The sequence below is a fragment of the Streptomyces sp. C1-1 genome, assembly GCF_050214755.1.
GTDB lineage: Bacteria > Actinomycetota > Actinomycetes > Streptomycetales > Streptomycetaceae > Streptomyces.
Map to the genome: position 1 here is coordinate 6,767,188 of NZ_CP189826.1, position 16,171 is coordinate 6,783,358.

General features: G+C 71.2%; 13 protein-coding genes. 7 read left to right on the forward strand and 6 right to left on the reverse strand.

What is annotated here, in order from left to right; translation table 11 throughout:
* Positions 1-3 precede the first annotated feature (3 nt).
* The 4 genes from ACQF4J_RS30750 to ACQF4J_RS30765 all read right to left on the reverse strand — a co-directional run bounded on the left by ACQF4J_RS30750 (position 4) and on the right by ACQF4J_RS30765 (position 7,896).
* On the reverse strand, positions 4-4,830 hold the full coding sequence (locus tag ACQF4J_RS30750; protein ID WP_427168646.1) for an alpha-(1->3)-arabinofuranosyltransferase domain-containing protein: 4,827 nt from the start codon (positions 4,828-4,830) through the stop codon (positions 4-6).
* Entirely contained in the window at positions 4,827-5,567 is a 741-nt protein-coding gene (locus ACQF4J_RS30755; protein WP_351572266.1) for a class I SAM-dependent methyltransferase, read from the reverse strand. Before ACQF4J_RS30755 ends, ACQF4J_RS30750 begins: the two co-directional genes overlap by 4 nt.
* The gene (locus ACQF4J_RS30760) at positions 5,564-6,715 is read right to left on the reverse strand and encodes a glycosyltransferase family 4 protein (protein ID WP_351572269.1); all 1,152 of its coding nucleotides are present in this window, start codon (positions 6,713-6,715) and stop codon (positions 5,564-5,566) included. Before ACQF4J_RS30760 ends, ACQF4J_RS30755 begins: the two co-directional genes overlap by 4 nt.
* Before the next feature lie 194 nt (positions 6,716-6,909).
* Positions 6,910-7,896: a DUF3068 domain-containing protein gene (locus ACQF4J_RS30765; protein WP_351572272.1), complete on the reverse strand. Its 987-nt coding sequence runs from the start codon at positions 7,894-7,896 to the stop codon at positions 6,910-6,912.
* Between the two features lie 165 nt (positions 7,897-8,061).
* On the opposite strand from ACQF4J_RS30765, the gene ACQF4J_RS30770 reads away from it, so the two are divergent.
* Together ACQF4J_RS30770 and ACQF4J_RS30775 are read left to right on the forward strand one after the other, a co-directional pair.
* Positions 8,062-8,214 carry a hypothetical protein gene (locus tag ACQF4J_RS30770; protein WP_351572274.1) on the forward strand — a complete coding sequence of 51 codons (153 nt, stop codon included), beginning with the start codon at positions 8,062-8,064 and terminating at the stop codon, positions 8,212-8,214.
* Positions 8,215-8,217: 3 nt separating this feature from the next.
* Complete coding sequence (locus tag ACQF4J_RS30775; protein ID WP_351572276.1) at positions 8,218-9,459, forward strand: helix-turn-helix domain-containing protein; 1,242 nt, start codon at positions 8,218-8,220, stop codon at positions 9,457-9,459.
* A gap of 9 nt (positions 9,460-9,468) precedes the next feature.
* Here ACQF4J_RS30775 and ACQF4J_RS30780 read toward each other — a convergent pair whose 3' ends face one another.
* Positions 9,469-10,509 (reverse strand): NAD-dependent epimerase/dehydratase family protein, encoded by a 1,041-nt coding sequence (locus tag ACQF4J_RS30780; RefSeq protein ID WP_427167275.1) that lies wholly within the window; start codon positions 10,507-10,509, stop codon positions 9,469-9,471.
* A 178-nt stretch (positions 10,510-10,687) separates the two neighbouring features.
* Here ACQF4J_RS30780 and ACQF4J_RS30785 point away from each other — a divergent pair, with 178 nt between their 5' ends.
* Both ACQF4J_RS30785 and ACQF4J_RS30790 read left to right on the forward strand, forming a co-directional pair.
* A complete protein-coding gene (locus ACQF4J_RS30785) occupies positions 10,688-11,461 on the forward strand; it encodes an IclR family transcriptional regulator (protein ID WP_200702826.1) in 774 nt (257 codons plus the stop codon).
* Positions 11,458-12,303, forward strand: a complete 846-nt coding sequence (locus ACQF4J_RS30790) for an SMP-30/gluconolactonase/LRE family protein (RefSeq protein ID WP_427167276.1) — start codon at positions 11,458-11,460, stop codon at positions 12,301-12,303. The genes ACQF4J_RS30785 and ACQF4J_RS30790 overlap by 4 nt, the downstream gene beginning before the upstream one ends.
* Here the strand turns inward: ACQF4J_RS30790 and ACQF4J_RS30795 are convergent.
* Positions 12,218-12,817 (reverse strand): toxin-antitoxin system, toxin component family protein, encoded by a 600-nt coding sequence (locus ACQF4J_RS30795; RefSeq protein WP_427167277.1) that lies wholly within the window; start codon positions 12,815-12,817, stop codon positions 12,218-12,220. The genes ACQF4J_RS30790 and ACQF4J_RS30795 overlap by 86 nt on opposite strands.
* Positions 12,818-13,019: 202 nt before the next feature.
* Here ACQF4J_RS30795 and ACQF4J_RS30800 point away from each other — a divergent pair, with 202 nt between their 5' ends.
* The 3 genes from ACQF4J_RS30800 to ACQF4J_RS30810 are packed head-to-tail and all read left to right on the forward strand — an operon-like array spanning position 13,020 to position 16,158.
* Positions 13,020-14,369 carry an extracellular solute-binding protein gene (locus ACQF4J_RS30800; RefSeq protein WP_427167278.1) on the forward strand — a complete coding sequence of 450 codons (1,350 nt, stop codon included), beginning with the start codon at positions 13,020-13,022 and terminating at the stop codon, positions 14,367-14,369.
* On the forward strand, positions 14,366-15,307 hold the full coding sequence (locus ACQF4J_RS30805) for a carbohydrate ABC transporter permease (RefSeq protein WP_427167279.1): 942 nt from the start codon (positions 14,366-14,368) through the stop codon (positions 15,305-15,307). The genes ACQF4J_RS30800 and ACQF4J_RS30805 overlap by 4 nt, the downstream gene beginning before the upstream one ends.
* Complete coding sequence (locus ACQF4J_RS30810) at positions 15,304-16,158, forward strand: carbohydrate ABC transporter permease (RefSeq protein ID WP_427167280.1); 855 nt, start codon at positions 15,304-15,306, stop codon at positions 16,156-16,158. Before ACQF4J_RS30805 ends, ACQF4J_RS30810 begins: the two co-directional genes overlap by 4 nt.
* Positions 16,159-16,171: the final 13 nt, after the last annotated feature.

The following is a 16,171-nucleotide window of genomic DNA, read 5'->3' on the forward strand; positions in this document are numbered from 1 at the left end:
GACTCAGCCCCTCCCCGTGTCGTCGTCCGGCGCCGGCGCCGGCGGCTGCGGCGGCTCGGGCTCGGTGGCCCGCAGCCGGGGCTTGCGGAACGGAATCCGTCCGGTCGGCGCCCCGGGCTCCGCACCCCCGGGCCCACGAGCGGACACAACGGGCCCGGCGTCCTGCCGGGGGCTTGCGTCGGAGGTGCCTTCGGCGTGCTGTTCCTGCCGGGGGCTTGCCTCGGAGCGGCCTTCGGCGTGCTGTTCCTGCCGGGGGCTTGCCTCGGAGCGGCCTTCGGCGTGCTGTTCCTGCCGGGGGCTTGCCTCGGAGGTGCCCTCGGCGGGCCGCTCCTGCCCGTAGCCTCCCTCGGACGGGCCTTCCTCGTGCCGCTCCTGCCGGGGGCCTCCCTCGGAGCGGCCTTCGGCGTGCCGCTCCTGCCCGGAGCCTTCCTCGGACGGGCCTTCCTCGTGCTGCTCGCGCCAGGGGCTCTCCGCGGGCAAGCTCCTTCCGTGCCGCTCCTCCCAGGGGCCGCCCGCGAAGACGCCTTCTTCGTGCCGCTCCGCGGGCGGATCGCTCGCGGTCTGTGGGGCAGCCGCGTCGGCGCCGGTTCCCCCGGTGCCCGGGGCGGCCCTCTCCCCTCGCCGCCGCTGCGGCAGCTCGCGGGTCGGCGCCTCCGAGGCCGCCCACAGGGCCGGTTCGGTCGCCGGGGGCAGGACCGCCGTGTGGCCCGGTCCCTCGTCCGGCTCGCGGACGCTCACCACACCAGCGAACAGCCCGATCAGCGCCAGCAGTTGGGCGGCGTGCCCGAACGCCCCGTGGCCGGCGCCCGCCGGTTCCCCGGCCCCCGTGGCCGCCGCGATCCCCGCTCCGGCGAGGGCGGCGAACGCGATCGGCATGAGCAGGGCGTGCCGGCGGGAGGCCAACAGGGCCAGGGCGAGGACGAGCAGGGCGAACCACCCGGCGATCACGATCGCCACCACCGTCAGCGCCACCGTGCCCAGCCACAGCCCCGGCAGCGGCGGCACCGGCTGCGGCGCGTCGGGGTTCGGTGCGCGTCGGCGCCACACGGCCAGGCCGATCAGCGCCGCCAGCCCGACCGCTCCGCCGATCAGGCCGCCCTCGTACGTGGTCGCGGGCTCGTACGACAGCTTGACCGTGCCGCCCGCCCCGGCCGGGATCCGCCAGCCCTGCTGCCAGCCGTCGAGCCGGACCGGGGTGAGCTCCTTGCCGCCGAGGGTGGCCTTCCAGCCGTCGTTGTAGTTCTCGTACGTCGTCAGATAGGTGGCGCCGCCCGAGCCGACGGTCACCTCACGCCGGTCGCCGAGCCAGTCCCGTACGGTCAACTGCGGTGTCTCGGCGCTCGGTTCGCTCACCGTGCCGCGCATCAGCGTGACGTCCGTCAGGACGAGGGGACCCGCGTCGCCGGCCTCCACCCGGTGGGTCCCGGCCGTCAGCTCCAGACCGGTGTCCTTGCGGCCTTGCTGACAGAGCGTCACCTGCACCTGGCGGCGCTCCACCAGGTCCCGCACGGTCCCCTTCACGCCGGTGGCGTACAGCTTCCCGTCCACCGCCACCTCCGGCCCCTGCCCGCAGGGCAGCGAGAAGGCGTGGGAGGGGCCGGGCTGCGGGGTGCGGTACTGGTCGAGCGCCGGGATGTACGCCTCGCTCAGCCCGACGGGCAGTTGCAGGTCCTCGTCGGCCACCGGGTTGTGCAGGGTCAGCGGCGCGGTCTGCGTGATCGTGATGTCGAGGCGGTCCGTGGTGATGGGGTCGAAGCGGGCCACGCCGTTCTCGTCGACCCCGGCGATCGTCGCGCCGTCGGGGGAGCTGATGTTCACCTGGGTGGCGCGGGTGGACAGCCCGCCCGCCGGGGCCAGCACGATCTCCCCGACGGGCTGTTTGCCGTCCCAGCTCAGATGGATGGTCGGCCGGTCACCCGCGACCCAGGCCGTGGTCAGGTCGCCGTCGGTGAGGTTGCGCGCCGACAGCCCCGCACCCAGGGCGGCCGTGGAGTCCGCGGTCGCCACGATGCGGTTCTGCTGGTCGGGGGCGACCCGGTAGAGCAGCTTGTCGAGCTCCGCGCCGCTCACCGGCACCGCGCCCGCCGTCACCTCGTACGTTCCCGCCGTGGCCGTCGTGAACCGGCGGTGCAGGCCCGCCTCCGTGCCCGTCGCGGACAGGCCGGTGGGGTCGGGAGCGCGGTGCAGGGAGATCTGCGTGGCGGCGGCGTCGGAGGCGTTGTCGGCGTCGGTCGGCAGGCGCAGCAGGCGGGTCACCTGGACGTGCGGCAGGGCGATCTCGGAGAAACCGGCACCCGTCAGACCCGAGTGGCGCCGGACCGAGTCGACGATCGTCAGCTTCATCCAACTCGTCGCCCCAGCAGGCGCCTTGACGCTCTGCGTCTGGCCGTTCGGCCGCAGGAAACCGGTCCGGCTTCCCCGCTCCGTCTCCACCCGCACCTTCGTCGCCGCCGACCGCACGCTCGCTTGCGGCAACGGAGTCACCTTGAACGACGACGGCATGTCGTAGGAGTCCGTGAAGCCGATCCGCAGCCACTGCCCGTCCGCGGAACCGGGCGCGCCCTCGGCCCACGCGGTGCCCGGATTGCCGTCGAAGGCGTTCACCGGGTCGTACTGGGGCAGATGGAAGAGCCAGTTGCCGCTGGAGGAGGCCGTCACCGAGCGGGCGCCGCGCAACTGGGCGACCGTCTGGTGGGCGATGCCCTCGGTCGGCAGGATCTGGTGCGGCTCCTTCCCGGCGTCCTGCACGGCGTCCGGGGCGTTGCGCTCCGAACTCGTGTACGTGTACGAGGTGTTGGCGCTGACCAGCCCGAACCGGGTGTCCGCGCGCCGCAGCCCGTCGCCGACGATCCGCAGTGCCGGGCTGCCCAGGCCGGGGGTGTTGTCGCCGGTCAGCACGGTCGGACGGTCGCGCAGTTCGGAGGCGAGCGGCAGCAGGGCCTCGGGTCCGCCGGAGACGACGGCCGTGTCGGAGACGGGCAGCAGCCGGGCCTGCCCCGGGCGAGGCACGTCCTTGCCGCCCGGTTCGTAGATCTCGACCGCCCGCTGTCGCGGGTACAGGCCCTCCACCTGCAGCGGGGCGTCGTGCGCGATCGTGCCGCCGGTCATGACCGGCCCGAAGCCCGTCACCCGCACATAGCCGGACTGCTGCAGGGTCCGCTTCACGGTCGTGGTCGGTACCGCGCCGATCTGGTCGGGGTCGAGGTCGTTGCGTACGACGACGTAGTAGATGCCCGCCCGGCTCAGGTAGTCGGCCAGACCCGGCACCTCACTGCCGGAGGCGAGGGCGTTCTCGACGGCGTCCATCGCGCGCCGGTTGCCGGGGGTGCCGAAGGGTACGTAGTCCCGTTGCGCCCAGCGGGACTTGGCCAGCACGTCGAGCGGCTGGTCGATGGGGGAGCCCCAGCTGTAGATGCCGTGCGCGGTGGCGGGCACGACCAGGGCGCGCGAGTCCGGGGAGTACTTCTGCAGCCAACTCGCCGTCGTGTCCCAGTACTTGGGCAACTGCTGGAAGGACCCCGGGTTGAGGATCGAGCCGTTCAGGTACGGCCACAGCAGGCCCGGCAGGATCAGCACCGCCGCGACCAGCGGCGCGAACCGCCGCCCCCGTACGGGCCGGGCGCCGCGCGGCTCGGCGGCCACGCCCACCACATGGGCGATCCCGAACACCAGCGCCAGCGCGAGCCCCGTCTGGAACTTGTAGATGTTGCGGAAGGGGACGAGCCAGCCGTTCAGCCAGTCCTGCACGAGCCCGTGGAAGGGCGCGCCGAACGCCCCGCCGTACCCGGCGAGCAGTACCAGGGCGCACGACACCACGGTCAGCACCAGCCATCGCCGCTCGGGCATGTCCCGTCTCGCGAGTCCGGCGAGCCCCAGGCCGGCCGCCAGTGCCGAGCAGACGATCACCACCACCGAGGCGGCGACCGTCCATCCGGCCGGCAGCCACGCCTGCCCGAAGTGCAGGTAGGCCACCCAGTTGCCGGCTCCGCGCAGCGCCTCGGTCCCCGACATGGTGGCCGTCGTGGTCTGCGAAGTCTCCACGTAGGGAAGGAAGTTCTCGCCGTAGACGCCGAGCATCAGCAGTGGGATCCACCACCAGGCCGTCGCCACGACGACCCCCGGCACCCACCAGGCGATCAGCTTGCGCTGCCGTGGCCCGGGCGGCCGGGAGAGCAGATACAGTCCGACGGGCAGCAGCGAGGCCAGCGTCGACGCCCCGTTGACGCCGCCCATGAACGGTACGACCAGCGCCGAGCGCAGGGCGGCGACCCGGGCGGTGTAGCGCTCGTTCGTCAGCGGCAGCAGCACCCAGGGCAGGAACGCGCCGGGCAGCACGGCGGCCGACGTGGACCCGACGACGATGGTGAACACCGGCCACAGCGCGTACGCGACTCCCGCGAGCAGCCGCGACCCGCCGCTGCCCACCCGCAGCCGCTCCGCCAGCCGCAGCGCACCCCAGAAGGCGACCGAAACGATCAGCGACATCCACAGCCGCTCGGCCAGCCACACCGGCAGGTGCACGAGATGGGCCAGCCAGTAGAACGGCAGCATCGGCCAGAGATAACCGGCGTACTGGTCCTGTATCCCGCCGAAGCCGCCCTGGTCGTGCCAGAGCTGCCCCAGGTCGGAGAGGAACGCGCCGGGGTCGGTGGTCACGCCCAGCTTGGTGTCGAAGGTCTGCCGTCCCGGGTGCACCACCAGGAACAGCACGAACATCACGGCCCAGAACCCGACCAGCCAGCGCCTCGACCTCGGGCCCTCCGGCGGGCCCGAGGTGGCCGCGGTGGTGGGGACGGCTGCCGGAGGAGGGGCCTGGACCGTGGTCGTCATGGTGGACACCGCCGGAGGATGAGGAGGAGGTTCCAGGTGGCCAACTCCCTGATGCCGGGCGCCTTGACGACCGTCTCGGCGAGGAAGGGCCAGTAGCGGGAGCGGGCCGAGACGACCGTGACGTCGTCCCGTGCGCGCACCTGCCGCAGGGTGGTGCCGATGTGCACGGCGAACAGGTTCTCGCCGAGGGTGTGCTTGGCCTGTCTTCCGGTACGACGCCGGTAGCGGGCGCGGGCCCGCTCGGCACCGAAGTAGTGCCAGGGGGCCCACTCGTGGCCGCCCCAGGGGGACAGCCAGTTGGTGAACGACACGTAGATCAGCCCGCCGGGCCGGGTCACCCGGACCAGTTCGCTGAGGAAGGTCTGCGGATCGGCGACGTGCTCCAGCACGTTGGAGGAGAAGGTGACGTCGGCGACCCCGTCGGACAGGGGCAGCAGATAGCCGTCGGCGATCACCGTGCCCTCGGGCGGCTTCTCGCCCAGCTCGTGCACGTCGGGTTCGAAGAGGTGGGCGTGGGCGCCGCGGCGGCGGAACTCCTCGGTGAAGTAGCCGCTGCCGCCGCCGACGTCCACGACCGTCCGCCCGGCGACCGGGCCGTCGTAGGCCTCGACCTGGTCGACGGCGTCGCGGGCGAGCAGCGCGTAGCAGGTCTCGGGATCGTCCTGCTCGTGGAGGAACGCCCGGAAGAGGGTCATCGACCGGCGTATGGAGGGGTCCTTGAGACCGGTGCCGGTCATGGGGTCCAGCTCCTCACCGCCTCGGCGGCCACGGCACGGAACTGTCTGACCGTACGGTGCCAGCGGTAGCGGGCCGCCCGGTCCCGCGCGGCCTTGCCCATCGCCTCACGGCGCTCCGACGACAGGGCGAGCGTGCACCAGGCGGCCGCGAACGACGACTCCCCGTGCGCCAGCACACCGGTCTCCCCGTCGACGACGGAGTCCCGCAGGCCGGGCACGTCGAAGGCGACGGTCGGTGTCTGCCGGGTCGCGGCCTCCGTGACGACCAGACCCCAGCCCTCCACGGCCGAGGGGTGCAGCAGCAGCCAGGCGGCACACAGCAGCCGGTGCTTCTCGGCCTCCGAGACATGCCCGGCGAAGTCCACGCCGGGACCGGCGAGTTGCTCCAGCCGTTGCCTTTCGGGACCGTCGCCCACGATCACCAGGCGGCCGCCGGTGACCGGCCGCACGCGTTCCCAGAGTCTGAGCAGCAGATCGATCCGTTTGTACTCGACGAGTCTGCCGACCGCTACGAACAGCGGCTCCGCCGACCGCTCCGCCCGCGGACCGGGCTCCTCCACGCCGTTGTGCACGACACGGATGCGGTCCCTCTCGACTCCGATCGCCCGCAGCGCGTGAGCCGTGGAGGGGGAGACGGCGACCAGCAGGCTGCGGTGCTGTGCCCCGGTCAGCGCCCACTGCTCCAGTCTTCGGCCGAGCCGCGCGGCCGGCGTCAGGGGTCCGCCGAACCGCATCTTCCACAGGTCGGAGTGGACGTGGTTGACCAGACACAGGGTGGGGCCGCGGTGCCACAGGGGCGCGAGGTACGGCATGCCGTTGCAGACCTCGACCAGCAGATCGGTCTCGCCGACCTGACGGGCGAAGGCGGACCGGGCCCGCAGGTAGTGGCCGAACTCGCCGCCCGCCGAGACGACCTTGTAGTCGCGGTAGGCAGCGGGGCCGCCGCAGATGAGGGTCACCTGGTGGCCGAGTCCGGTCAGGCCCTCGGCGAGCCGGTCGACCAGCAGCTCGGAGCCGCCGGCGGCCGGGTTGTCCAGGTCCCGGTGGGCAAGGAAAACGATTCGGCGCGGCTGTGGGGGGAGCGCCGGAGGGTGCTGCGGCGCCCAGGGATGAGCGCGTCGCAGCGGGGATGGCACGTGCTGGGGCATGGGTGCTCCAACTCGTCTCAGGGTGCGGAACTCAGTGGTGGCTTTCCGGACGTGCTGTGGGGGGACTGAGCTCTTCCTAGGTGTGGGGTGTGGACGGGCTGTGCTCGGGTGGGGTTGGACAGTTTTCGCCGAGCCGTTCGCCACGGCTACTCACGGAGGTGACAATTTGCGGCTTTATTAGAACTGACGTCATGTCACATCGTGAGCTGGGGCTGGGGCGATCGGGAGCTTTCGGCCAACTCGGGGCGCTTACGTCCGCGTACCACCAAAACGGCCCCGACCGCCGCCAGTACGAATCCGGCCACCGCGGAGGCGATCGGCAACGTCTGCCCCACCATGCGCAGCTGGCCGCTCTCCTTCTTCGCCAGTTTCACCTGTTCCTTCTGCGTCGCGGTGGTGAACCCCAGTTTCTCGCTGTCCAGCAGCACCACCGCGTCCTTCCCGGCACCGGGGGCACGCAGCGTGCGCCGCGGGCCGACCTGGGCGTAGACAACCCGGCCGGTGCGCTGGTCCACGACCAGCTCGATGCCGTGGTTGGAGTACCACTCCTCGGCCAGGACCTGCGGTTTGTTCTTCTGACCGACGATCGTGCCCGGCACCAGCCGCGTGCCGATCTTCGTCGGCGGGACGCTGCCGGTGAACCGATAGCCCTTGTACCCCTGGACCTTCCTCGTACCCGCGTAGTGCAGCACCACGGTGTCGCCGAGCGAGTTGTCCCACCACGTGTAGGAGCGTCGCTGCACGTCGAAGGGGAACTTCAGATAGGCGTCGCCCTCGAAGTAGGGGTTCTCCTTGCAGCAGTGGACCGGTCGGTTGGTACGGCGGTCGGTCACCCAGCGGTTCAGGAAGAACTCCAGGGCGTCGTGCGGGTCGGCGGCCGGCAGCGACTTGTCCGTGTCGACCGTCGTCGTCACGTCCCACACCGCCCGCCCGCTCTTCTCACTGTCCGCGACATTGCCGCGCACCTGCTGGGTGACGGTGATGCGCTGGTCGTGGACTGTCTTGATCTCGTCGGTGTCGAAGTAGCTTCCGGTGCCCTGGTAGACGGCCGTGGTGTCGATGTCGATCGGGTTCACTGCGGCCCGCGGCTCGACGTACCAGACCAGCATCGGCGCCAGGACCAGCAAGAACGTGCCGAGTCCCAGCAGAATCAGCGAGAGGGGGGAGGCTGTACGGCGCATCCGGACACTCCAGGAGGAAGGGACGACGGAGTTCGGGCCGCTCTATGAGCGGGAGACCGTAGGCTGCTCTTGACGGGGTGTCAATGGTTGTCGAGACTGGGCCGACAGGCAGAGGTGGGACACCGGGGTGGGGACGACCTTCCGTACGGAGAGGCTGACCCTGCGATGTCCAGACTGCTCGCCGCCGCGCTCACCGTCGTGGCCGCCGCGGCCCTCGCCGTGGGCGCCGCCCTCGGTGTCGTCGCCCTGCTCGACGCGACCCCGGACCAGCCGAACACGCCGTTGATCACGTACGAGCAAGCCGGCCAGGGGAGTTGACCCGTGACGCCCGCCCACCCGCCGGCCGTCACCACCCGCTCGGCCTGGCACGACGTGCCCCGTCTCCAGGTCCGCCGCTTCGCCGCCATCGCCATGGCGGAGGCGCCCGAACTCGCCGAGGAGATCCTGCGCGAGATCCGCCGCGAGTACCCCCACCTGCCCGTCGTGCTCGACGAGTCGGGCGAGCCCATGGCCCTGGTCGGCATCCGCCGGGCCATCGAGGTCTTCGTCCAGCATCTGGAGAAGTCCGAGGGCCGCCCCTCCGTCCCGCCCGGCGTCTTCCAGGAGTTCGGCCGCGGTGAGGGCCTGCACGGCCGCTCCCTCGACTCCCTGCAGGCGGTCTACCGCATGGGCGTACGCCTGGCCTGGCGCCGCTTCGCCGAGATCGGGCAGCGGGTGGAGATCCCGCCGCCCGCGATGTACGAACTCGTCGACGCGGGCTACGAGTACCTGGACGGTCTGGTCGACCAGTCCGTACGGGGCTATGCCGAGGCGGCCGCGCGACAGGCCGGGGAGCGTCTGCGTCTGCAGCGCCGCCTGATGGAACTGCTGCTGGCCGAGCGCCACCGGGGCGATCCGGCGGACGCGCTCACGGAACGGGCCGCCCGGGTCGGCTGGTCGCTGCCCCGCAAGGTCGCCGTCGGGGTCCTGCTCCGCCCGGCCCGGGAGGCGGTCGCGCCCGCCGTCGGAGAGGGCGTGCTGCTCGACATGGAGTACGAGCAGCCCCGTATGGTCGTCCCCGAGCCGGGCGCGGCCGGCCGCCCCGAACTCCTGCACCGGGCGCTGACCGGGTGGGCGGGTGCGATCGGGCCGCCGGTACTGCTGGCCGACGCGGCGAAGTCGCTGCGCTGGGCCGAGGCGGCCGTCCATCTGATGGAGCGGGGACTGCTGCCCGCCGGGGACGTCCTGTACTGCACCGAGCACACCGAGGCCCTGGTGTTGTTGCAGCCGGAGGAGCTGATCGACGACCTCGCCCTGCGCTGCCTGGCACCGCTGGCCCACTGCGGCCCGACGCACGGACGCCGGCTGGCGGAGACCCTCCTGGCGTGGCTGGAGACCCGCGGCGGGGCGCCCGAGGTGGCCGCACGGCTCGGCGTGCACCCCCAGACGGTCCGCTACCGCCTCCGCCAGATCCGCGAACTGTGGGGCGACGAGATCGACGACCCCGACCGGCGCTTCGAGCTGGAACTGGTGCTGCGGGCACAGAGGTTGAGGGGGAGGCTGGGGGATGCGGGGCATCGGTGACGCGGGATGTCACCGGGCCCGTCGTTGCCGCCGCCAGGCCTCGTAGTGATCGAGCAGGGTCTCTTCGATGGACCGGTACTCGATCCCCAGCTCCTCCCTTCCCCGGCGGTTGTCGACCTCGAAGCGGATGCCGAGGTGCTTGCGGATGTAGTCCTGGGTGAGCCCGAAGGCCGGACCGAGGATGCGGACGGGCCAGTGCGGGAGGCGGGTTCGGGGCAGCCGCAGATCCCTCGGATACCGCTTGCGCACGATCCGCGCCATCTCGTGGAAGGAGGTCATCCGCTCGGCGGCGACGATGTACCGCCCGTGGGCTTCCGGCCGCTCGGCCGCGGCGATGTGCGCGTCGGCCAGATCCCGTACGTCGACCGTGGTGAAGCTGAAGTCGGGGGCGCCGTAGAAGAAGTACCCCTTGAAGAGCTCCTCCAGGAGGAAGAGGCTGCCGGACTCCGAGGCGGGGGTGAGCGAGGGCCCGAGCACGAGCCCGGGGTTCACGGCGACCATGCTCCACCGCTCCTGCGCCTGTGCGGCCTCCCAGGCGGCTCGCTCGGCGACGGTCTTGGCGTAGTGGTACGGGTTGTCCTGCACGGTGCTCGTGGTGTTGAAGTACTTCTCGCTCAGCACCTGCCCGTCCATGGCGAGCACGTCGACGTAGTCGCCGAAGACGGCGCCGACGGTGGAGGTGAGGACGAGCCGCCGCGCGGACGGCGTCCGCTCCGTACTCCCGACCACGTTCCGCGTCCCCGTGAGCGCGGGCTCGACCATGTCCCGCTGCCCGTCCTTGATCTTCTCCGGCATCAGAAAGGGCGAGGCCACATGGAACACCACCTCGCACCCCTTCATGGCCTCGTCGAAGGACCCGTCGACGAGCAGATCGGCCTCGAACAGCTCGAGCCGCCCGGGGTGCCGGTCCCGCAGGGCCCGCAGGGGTGCGACCTTCGCGGAGTCGGCGACGCTGCGGACGGTGGTGCGCACATGGTGGCCGCGCTCCAGGAGCCGAAGCACCAGATGACTACCGACGAACCCACTGCCGCCGGTCACCAGGACGTCCATGCGTACTCCGATCTTGTCCGGTCTCGTCGGCAATGGGTTTCTTCACTCTCGGACTCATGCGTTCCACGCAAGCCCATTGCCCGGGCAAACGCGCTATGCCTACCCTGTGTTCGTCATGCCGATCGTCTGTTGAAATTTCGAACACAGGCGCCTAGGAAAACAAGGGAGGGGGCCAGTCGTGGGACGCCTCGTACCTGCCGTGACTCGGGCTCTCGACATTCTTGAGCTCTTCCTCGACGGGGACGGGACGCTCTCCGCCCCCGACATAGTGCGGAGGCTGCAGCTGCCGCGCACCACCGTGCACGAGCTGGTGACCACTCTCGCCGCCCGGTCGTACATCGTCCAGGTGCCGGGTCAGCCCGGACGCTACCGGCTCGGCGTACGGCCGTACCAGCTCGGCAGCCGCTACGCCGAGCAGCTCGACCTCGCGGCCGAGGGACAGCAGGTCGCCCGGTCCGTCGCCGAGACCTGCGACGAGACCGTGCACGTGGCGATCCTCGAGGGTACCGACGTCATCTACATCGCCAAGGTGGACTCCACGCACGCCGTACGGATGGTGTCCGCCGCCGGGCGCCGGCTGCCCGCGCACTGCACGTCCGTCGGGAAGATGCTGCTGGCCTCCCTTCCGGAGCCCGAACTCACCGCGCGTGTCCCGGACGACGCCGAGCTCGTGCGGATGACACCCAACAGCATCACCGAGCCCGCCGCCCTGCGCGAGGCCCTCGCGGAGATCCGGGAGCGGGGGATCGCGGTCGAGAGCCGGGAGTCCAACCCCGACGTCAGCTGTGTCGCCGCGCCCGTCCGCGACCGCACCGGTCAGGTCGTCGCCGCCCTGTCCATCTCCGTCCCGATGATCCGCTGGAGCGACGAGCGCCGCGCCGAGCTGGAGCAGCTCGCAGCCAAGGGCGCCGCCGAGCTGTCGGAGCGCCTCGGCCACCGGACCGTCGCATGACGGCCTACGAGGTGGCGGTGCGCGCCGAGGCGACCCTGGGCGAGGGCCCGACCTGGGACGCCGCCGCCGGGCGCCTGATCTGGATCGACATCCTGGGCGCGCGCGTGCACACGTACGATCCCGTCACCGGCCGGCGCACGGTCCGCGTCACCGACCAGCACGTCGGCGCTGCCAAGCCGCGGGCCGGCGGCGGGCTGGTGCTCAACCTCCGGGACGGCGTCGGACTCGTCGACCCGGACGGCGCCTTCCGCTGGCTGCACCGCGAGCCGGTCCCCGGCCGCCGCGCCAACGACGCCGCCGTGGCCCCCGACGGTTCCCTCTGGGCCGGCACCATGCGCTACGACGAGGCCCCCGGTGGCGGCACGCTCTCCCGGATCACCGGGGACGGCTCCGTCGAGGTCGTCCTCGGCGACGTGGCCGTGAGCAACGGCACCGGCTGGAGCCCCGACGGGCGCCTGATGTACTACATCGACTCCCCGACCCGGCAGGTCGACGTCTTCCATCACGAGGCCGGCCGGATCACCGACCGGCGCCGCTTCGCGCAGATCGAGGAGGGCGCCGGCTTCCCCGACGGGCTGACGGTGGACGCCGACGGCTGTGTGTGGGTGGCCCTGTGGGACGGCGCCGCGGTACGCCGCTACACGCCCGACGGCGAGCTGGACCGCGTGGTCGAACTGCCCACGCCCCGCGTGACCGCCTGTGCCTTCGGCGGGCCGGACCTGACGGACCTGTACATCACGACCGCCCGGGTCGGCCTCACGTCACCCCACCCGGTGGCGGGTTCCCTCCTGGTCGTGCCCGGCGCGGGAAAGGGCCTGCCCCAGCCGGCGTTCGCGGGCTGAACAGGAAGGGCCGCAGCGTGGCGGCGAGCCGGTGGCCGAAGTCGTCGGCCTCCGCCTCGTCGGCCGCGCGCGAGCCGTCACGGGCCGCCACCGACAGCGCCGGGCCGGTCCAGTCGCGCTCCTCGGCCAGTGCGGTGCCGGCCGTGTGGTGATGGCTGTGCCCGACGTGCAGATGCCACAACTCGTGGCCGAGAATGACCAGTTGCTGCACGCCCTCGGCCCGCTCCTCGACGATGACGAGGTCGAAGTCCTGGAAGCCGACCCACAGCCCCGTCACCTCGATCTCGTCCGGAAACCGCTCGAACCGCAGCTCGACGGGCCGTCCGCCGCGCCGCGCGCTCATCTCCTCGCACAGTGCCCGGCACAGCTCGCGCGCGTCGGCCGGCGGGCGCGGTCTGACCCGCAGGGCGGCGCGGAGGCCGTGAGCGAGCTCCCGCATGCAGGAGGCTCTCGGCGAGCGGCGCAGCCCCGCGGCGATCCGGGCGGCCTTCCTCCGCACGCCCGCGACGTCCATCGCTTCCCCTCTCGCCACCGCACAGCAGGCCGTTCGAGACTACGCCGGTCGTTCAACCGCGAACGGTCCGTCTGGCCGGAAAGTCCTGTCCAACCCATTGACTAGCAAGCGCTTCCTATCTACGGTCCCGTTCGAAGTTACGAGCGCAAGTCGACATGTCGAACACGATCGATCGGGAACAGTCGATCAGATAGGGCAGGGCATGGGACGACCCGACCTGAGTCGCAGGCAGCTTCTGGGCGGGCTCGGAGGACTGTGCGTCGCCGGAAGCTTCGGCTTCGCCGCACTCGGCACCGGCGCCGACGCACTCGCCTCCACCGCCGACACCCGGGTGCGCTACTGGAACCTCTTCAGCGGCGGCGACGGCTACAACATGATCGCGATGCTGGACGCCTTCCGCAGGGCCAACCCGGACATCGCCGTGAAGGACTCCACCCTCCAGTGGGGCAACCCCTTCTACACCAAGCTCGCCATGGCGGCCGCGGGCGACCGCGCACCCGACCTCGGCGTCATGCACATGGGCCGGGTCACCGGCTTCGCGCCCGGCCGCCTCCTGGACGCCTGGGACGTCGACCTGCTCGCCAAGTACGGCGTACGGCAGGAGGACTTCAACCCCAGGCTCTGGCAGCGTGGCGTCATCGACGGCAAGCTCTATGCCCTCCCGCTCGACATCCACGTCCAGCTCTGCTTCTACCGCAAGGACGTGCTGAAGAAGGCGGGCCTGCTCGGCGACGACGGCCGGATGGTCCCGGTGACGTCGACCGACCAGTGGTTCGACGTGCTCAAGGAGACCAGGAAGGTCACCAGGAAGGGGCTGCAGACGCTCGGCCTGCACGCCAACGACCAGAACTTCCAGTGGTGGTTCTTCGTCGCCTTCTACACCCAGCTCGGCGGCACCTGGTTCGACGACGCCAGGACCGAGGTCACCTTCGACACCGGCAAGGCCACGCAGGTCCTGGAGTTCCTGCGCAGACACGTCACCGACGGATACGCCGTCGCGGGCGCCGCCGACGCCGAACAGTTCATCAACGGCGCCCCCTTCACCTGGGAGGGCAACTGGTCGGTCCCCGTCTTCTCCGGAGCCGAGCTCGACTACGGCGCCGTACCGCTGCCGCCCGTCTTCGGCGGACAGGCCACCCACGCCGAGTCGCACACCTTCGTCCTGCCGCACCGGCCCGACCGCGGCGGCGCCACCAACGAGGCCGCCCACCGGCTCGCCGCCTACGTGGTCACCCACGCCCGGCAGTGGGCGGCCGGCGGCCACATCCCCGCGTACACGCCGACCCTGTCCACACCGGCGTACAAGAAGCTCTACCCGCAGAACGAGTACGTCTCCGCGATGAACCACCAGGCCACCGAACCCAAGGTGTGGTTCGCCGGCTCCACCGGCATCCTCGCCCAGCGCGTCGGCCCCGTCGTCGTCTCCGCCACGATGGGCTCCGCCGGGCCCGACGCCGTCGCCCGCCGGATGAAGAGCGAACTCGCCACGCTGCTCGCGATGAAGAACCCCATGGACGGCCGGACCGCCGCGCAGGGAGGTGCGGTCGCATGACGACCAGCGCAGAGACCGTCGTCGTTCCGGCGCGCACCAAAACCGCCGCCGTCAGTGCCGCCGCCCGCCACAAGCACCAGGGCTTCCAGCACGGTGGCTGGTTCGTCGCGCCGTTCCTCGCCCTGTTCACGCTCTTCGTGATCTGGCCGCTGCTGCGCGGCGTCTACCTCAGCCTCACCGACGCCAACATCACCGGCGCCGGGGCGAGCTTCATCGGCCTCGACAACTACCGAGAGGCCCTCAAGGACCCCCTGATGTGGGACGCGCTCGGCCACAGCGCGTACTTCACGCTGCTGGTCGTGCCCTGCATCACGGTCCTCGCCTTCCTCCTCGCGATGCTGGCCCACCACATCGAGCGCGGCAAATGGCTGTGGCGCCTGTGCTTCTTCGCGCCCTTCCTGCTGCCCTCCACCGTCGCCGGCAACCTGTGGCAGTGGCTGTTCAACCCCGGCACGGGCATGATCAACCACGTCTTCGGCGGCGACACGCCCTGGCTGACCGACAAGTCGTACGCCATGCTCGCCATCGTCATCGAGACGCTGTGGTGGACGGTGGGCTTCAGCTTCCTGCTCTACCTCGCCGCCCTGCAGTCCATCCCCGGCCACCTCTACGAGGCCGCCAAGCTGGACGGCGCGAACGCCTGGCACCGCATGGTCCACATCACCCTGCCGATGCTGCGCAACATCACCGGGCTCGTCGTCGCCCTGCAGATCCTCGCCTCGCTCCAGGTCTTCGACCAGGCGGTGGTGATGATGGACTTCGGCCCCGGCCCGGAGAACGCCACCCGCACCTTCGTCCAGTACACCCTCGAAGAGGGCTTCACCAGCTACCGCGTGGGCTACGCCTCCGCGATCTCCATCATCTTCTTCGTCATCATCGCGGCCGTCGCCCTCGCCCGTATGTGGCTGCTGCGCAACCGTGAGGAGGCAGCCCGATGAGCACGGCCGTGCAGCCCCGCAGGAAGTCGTCCTGGACCCCTGGCCAGATCGTCCTCACCCTCCTCGGCGCGGCCGTTTCCGTCGTCTTCCTCGCGCCGTTCACCTGGGGCCTGTTCACCTCGCTGAAGTCGGAGACCGAGGCCGTCGAGGTGCCGCCGCACTGGCTGCCGAAGCACTGGACGGGCCAGGCGTGGAAGGCGCTCTTCGACACCGGCAACATCACCGACTGGTTCGTGAACTCCCTCGTCGTCTCGGTGTGCGTCACCTCGGTCGTGGTGCTGGTGAGCGCGCTCGCCGGATACGGCTTCGCCCGTACGGAGTTCCGCGGCAAGGGCCTGCTGATGGGCGTGGTGATGTCCGGGCTGATGGTCTCCCCGGCCGTCCTGGGCGTGCCGCTGTTCACGACCGTCCAGCAGATGGGCATGGTCGACACCTACTGGGGCATGATCCTGCCGCAGTGCGCGCCGGCCGCGATGGTCTACATCCTCTACAAGTTCTTCCAGGGCATCCCGCGCGAGCTGGAGGAGGCCGCCTTCATCGACGGCGCGGGCCGCTGGCGGGTCTTCTTCACGATCGTCCTGCCCCTGTCCCGTCCGTCCCTCGCCGCGGTCGGCATCTTCACCTTCATCGCCTCGTGGAACAACTTCCTGTGGCCGTACATGGTGACCAACAACCCCGACCTGATGACCATGCCGAACGGCATCGCGACCGTCATGAACTCCTACGGCATCCAGTGGGCCCAGCTCATGGCCGGCGGCCTGATGGCGGGCCTGCCGCTGATCGTCGTCTTCGTCTTCTTCCAGCGTCAGATCGTGGCGGGTGTCGCCCACACCGGATTGGCGGGACAGTGAGAACACACAGAGC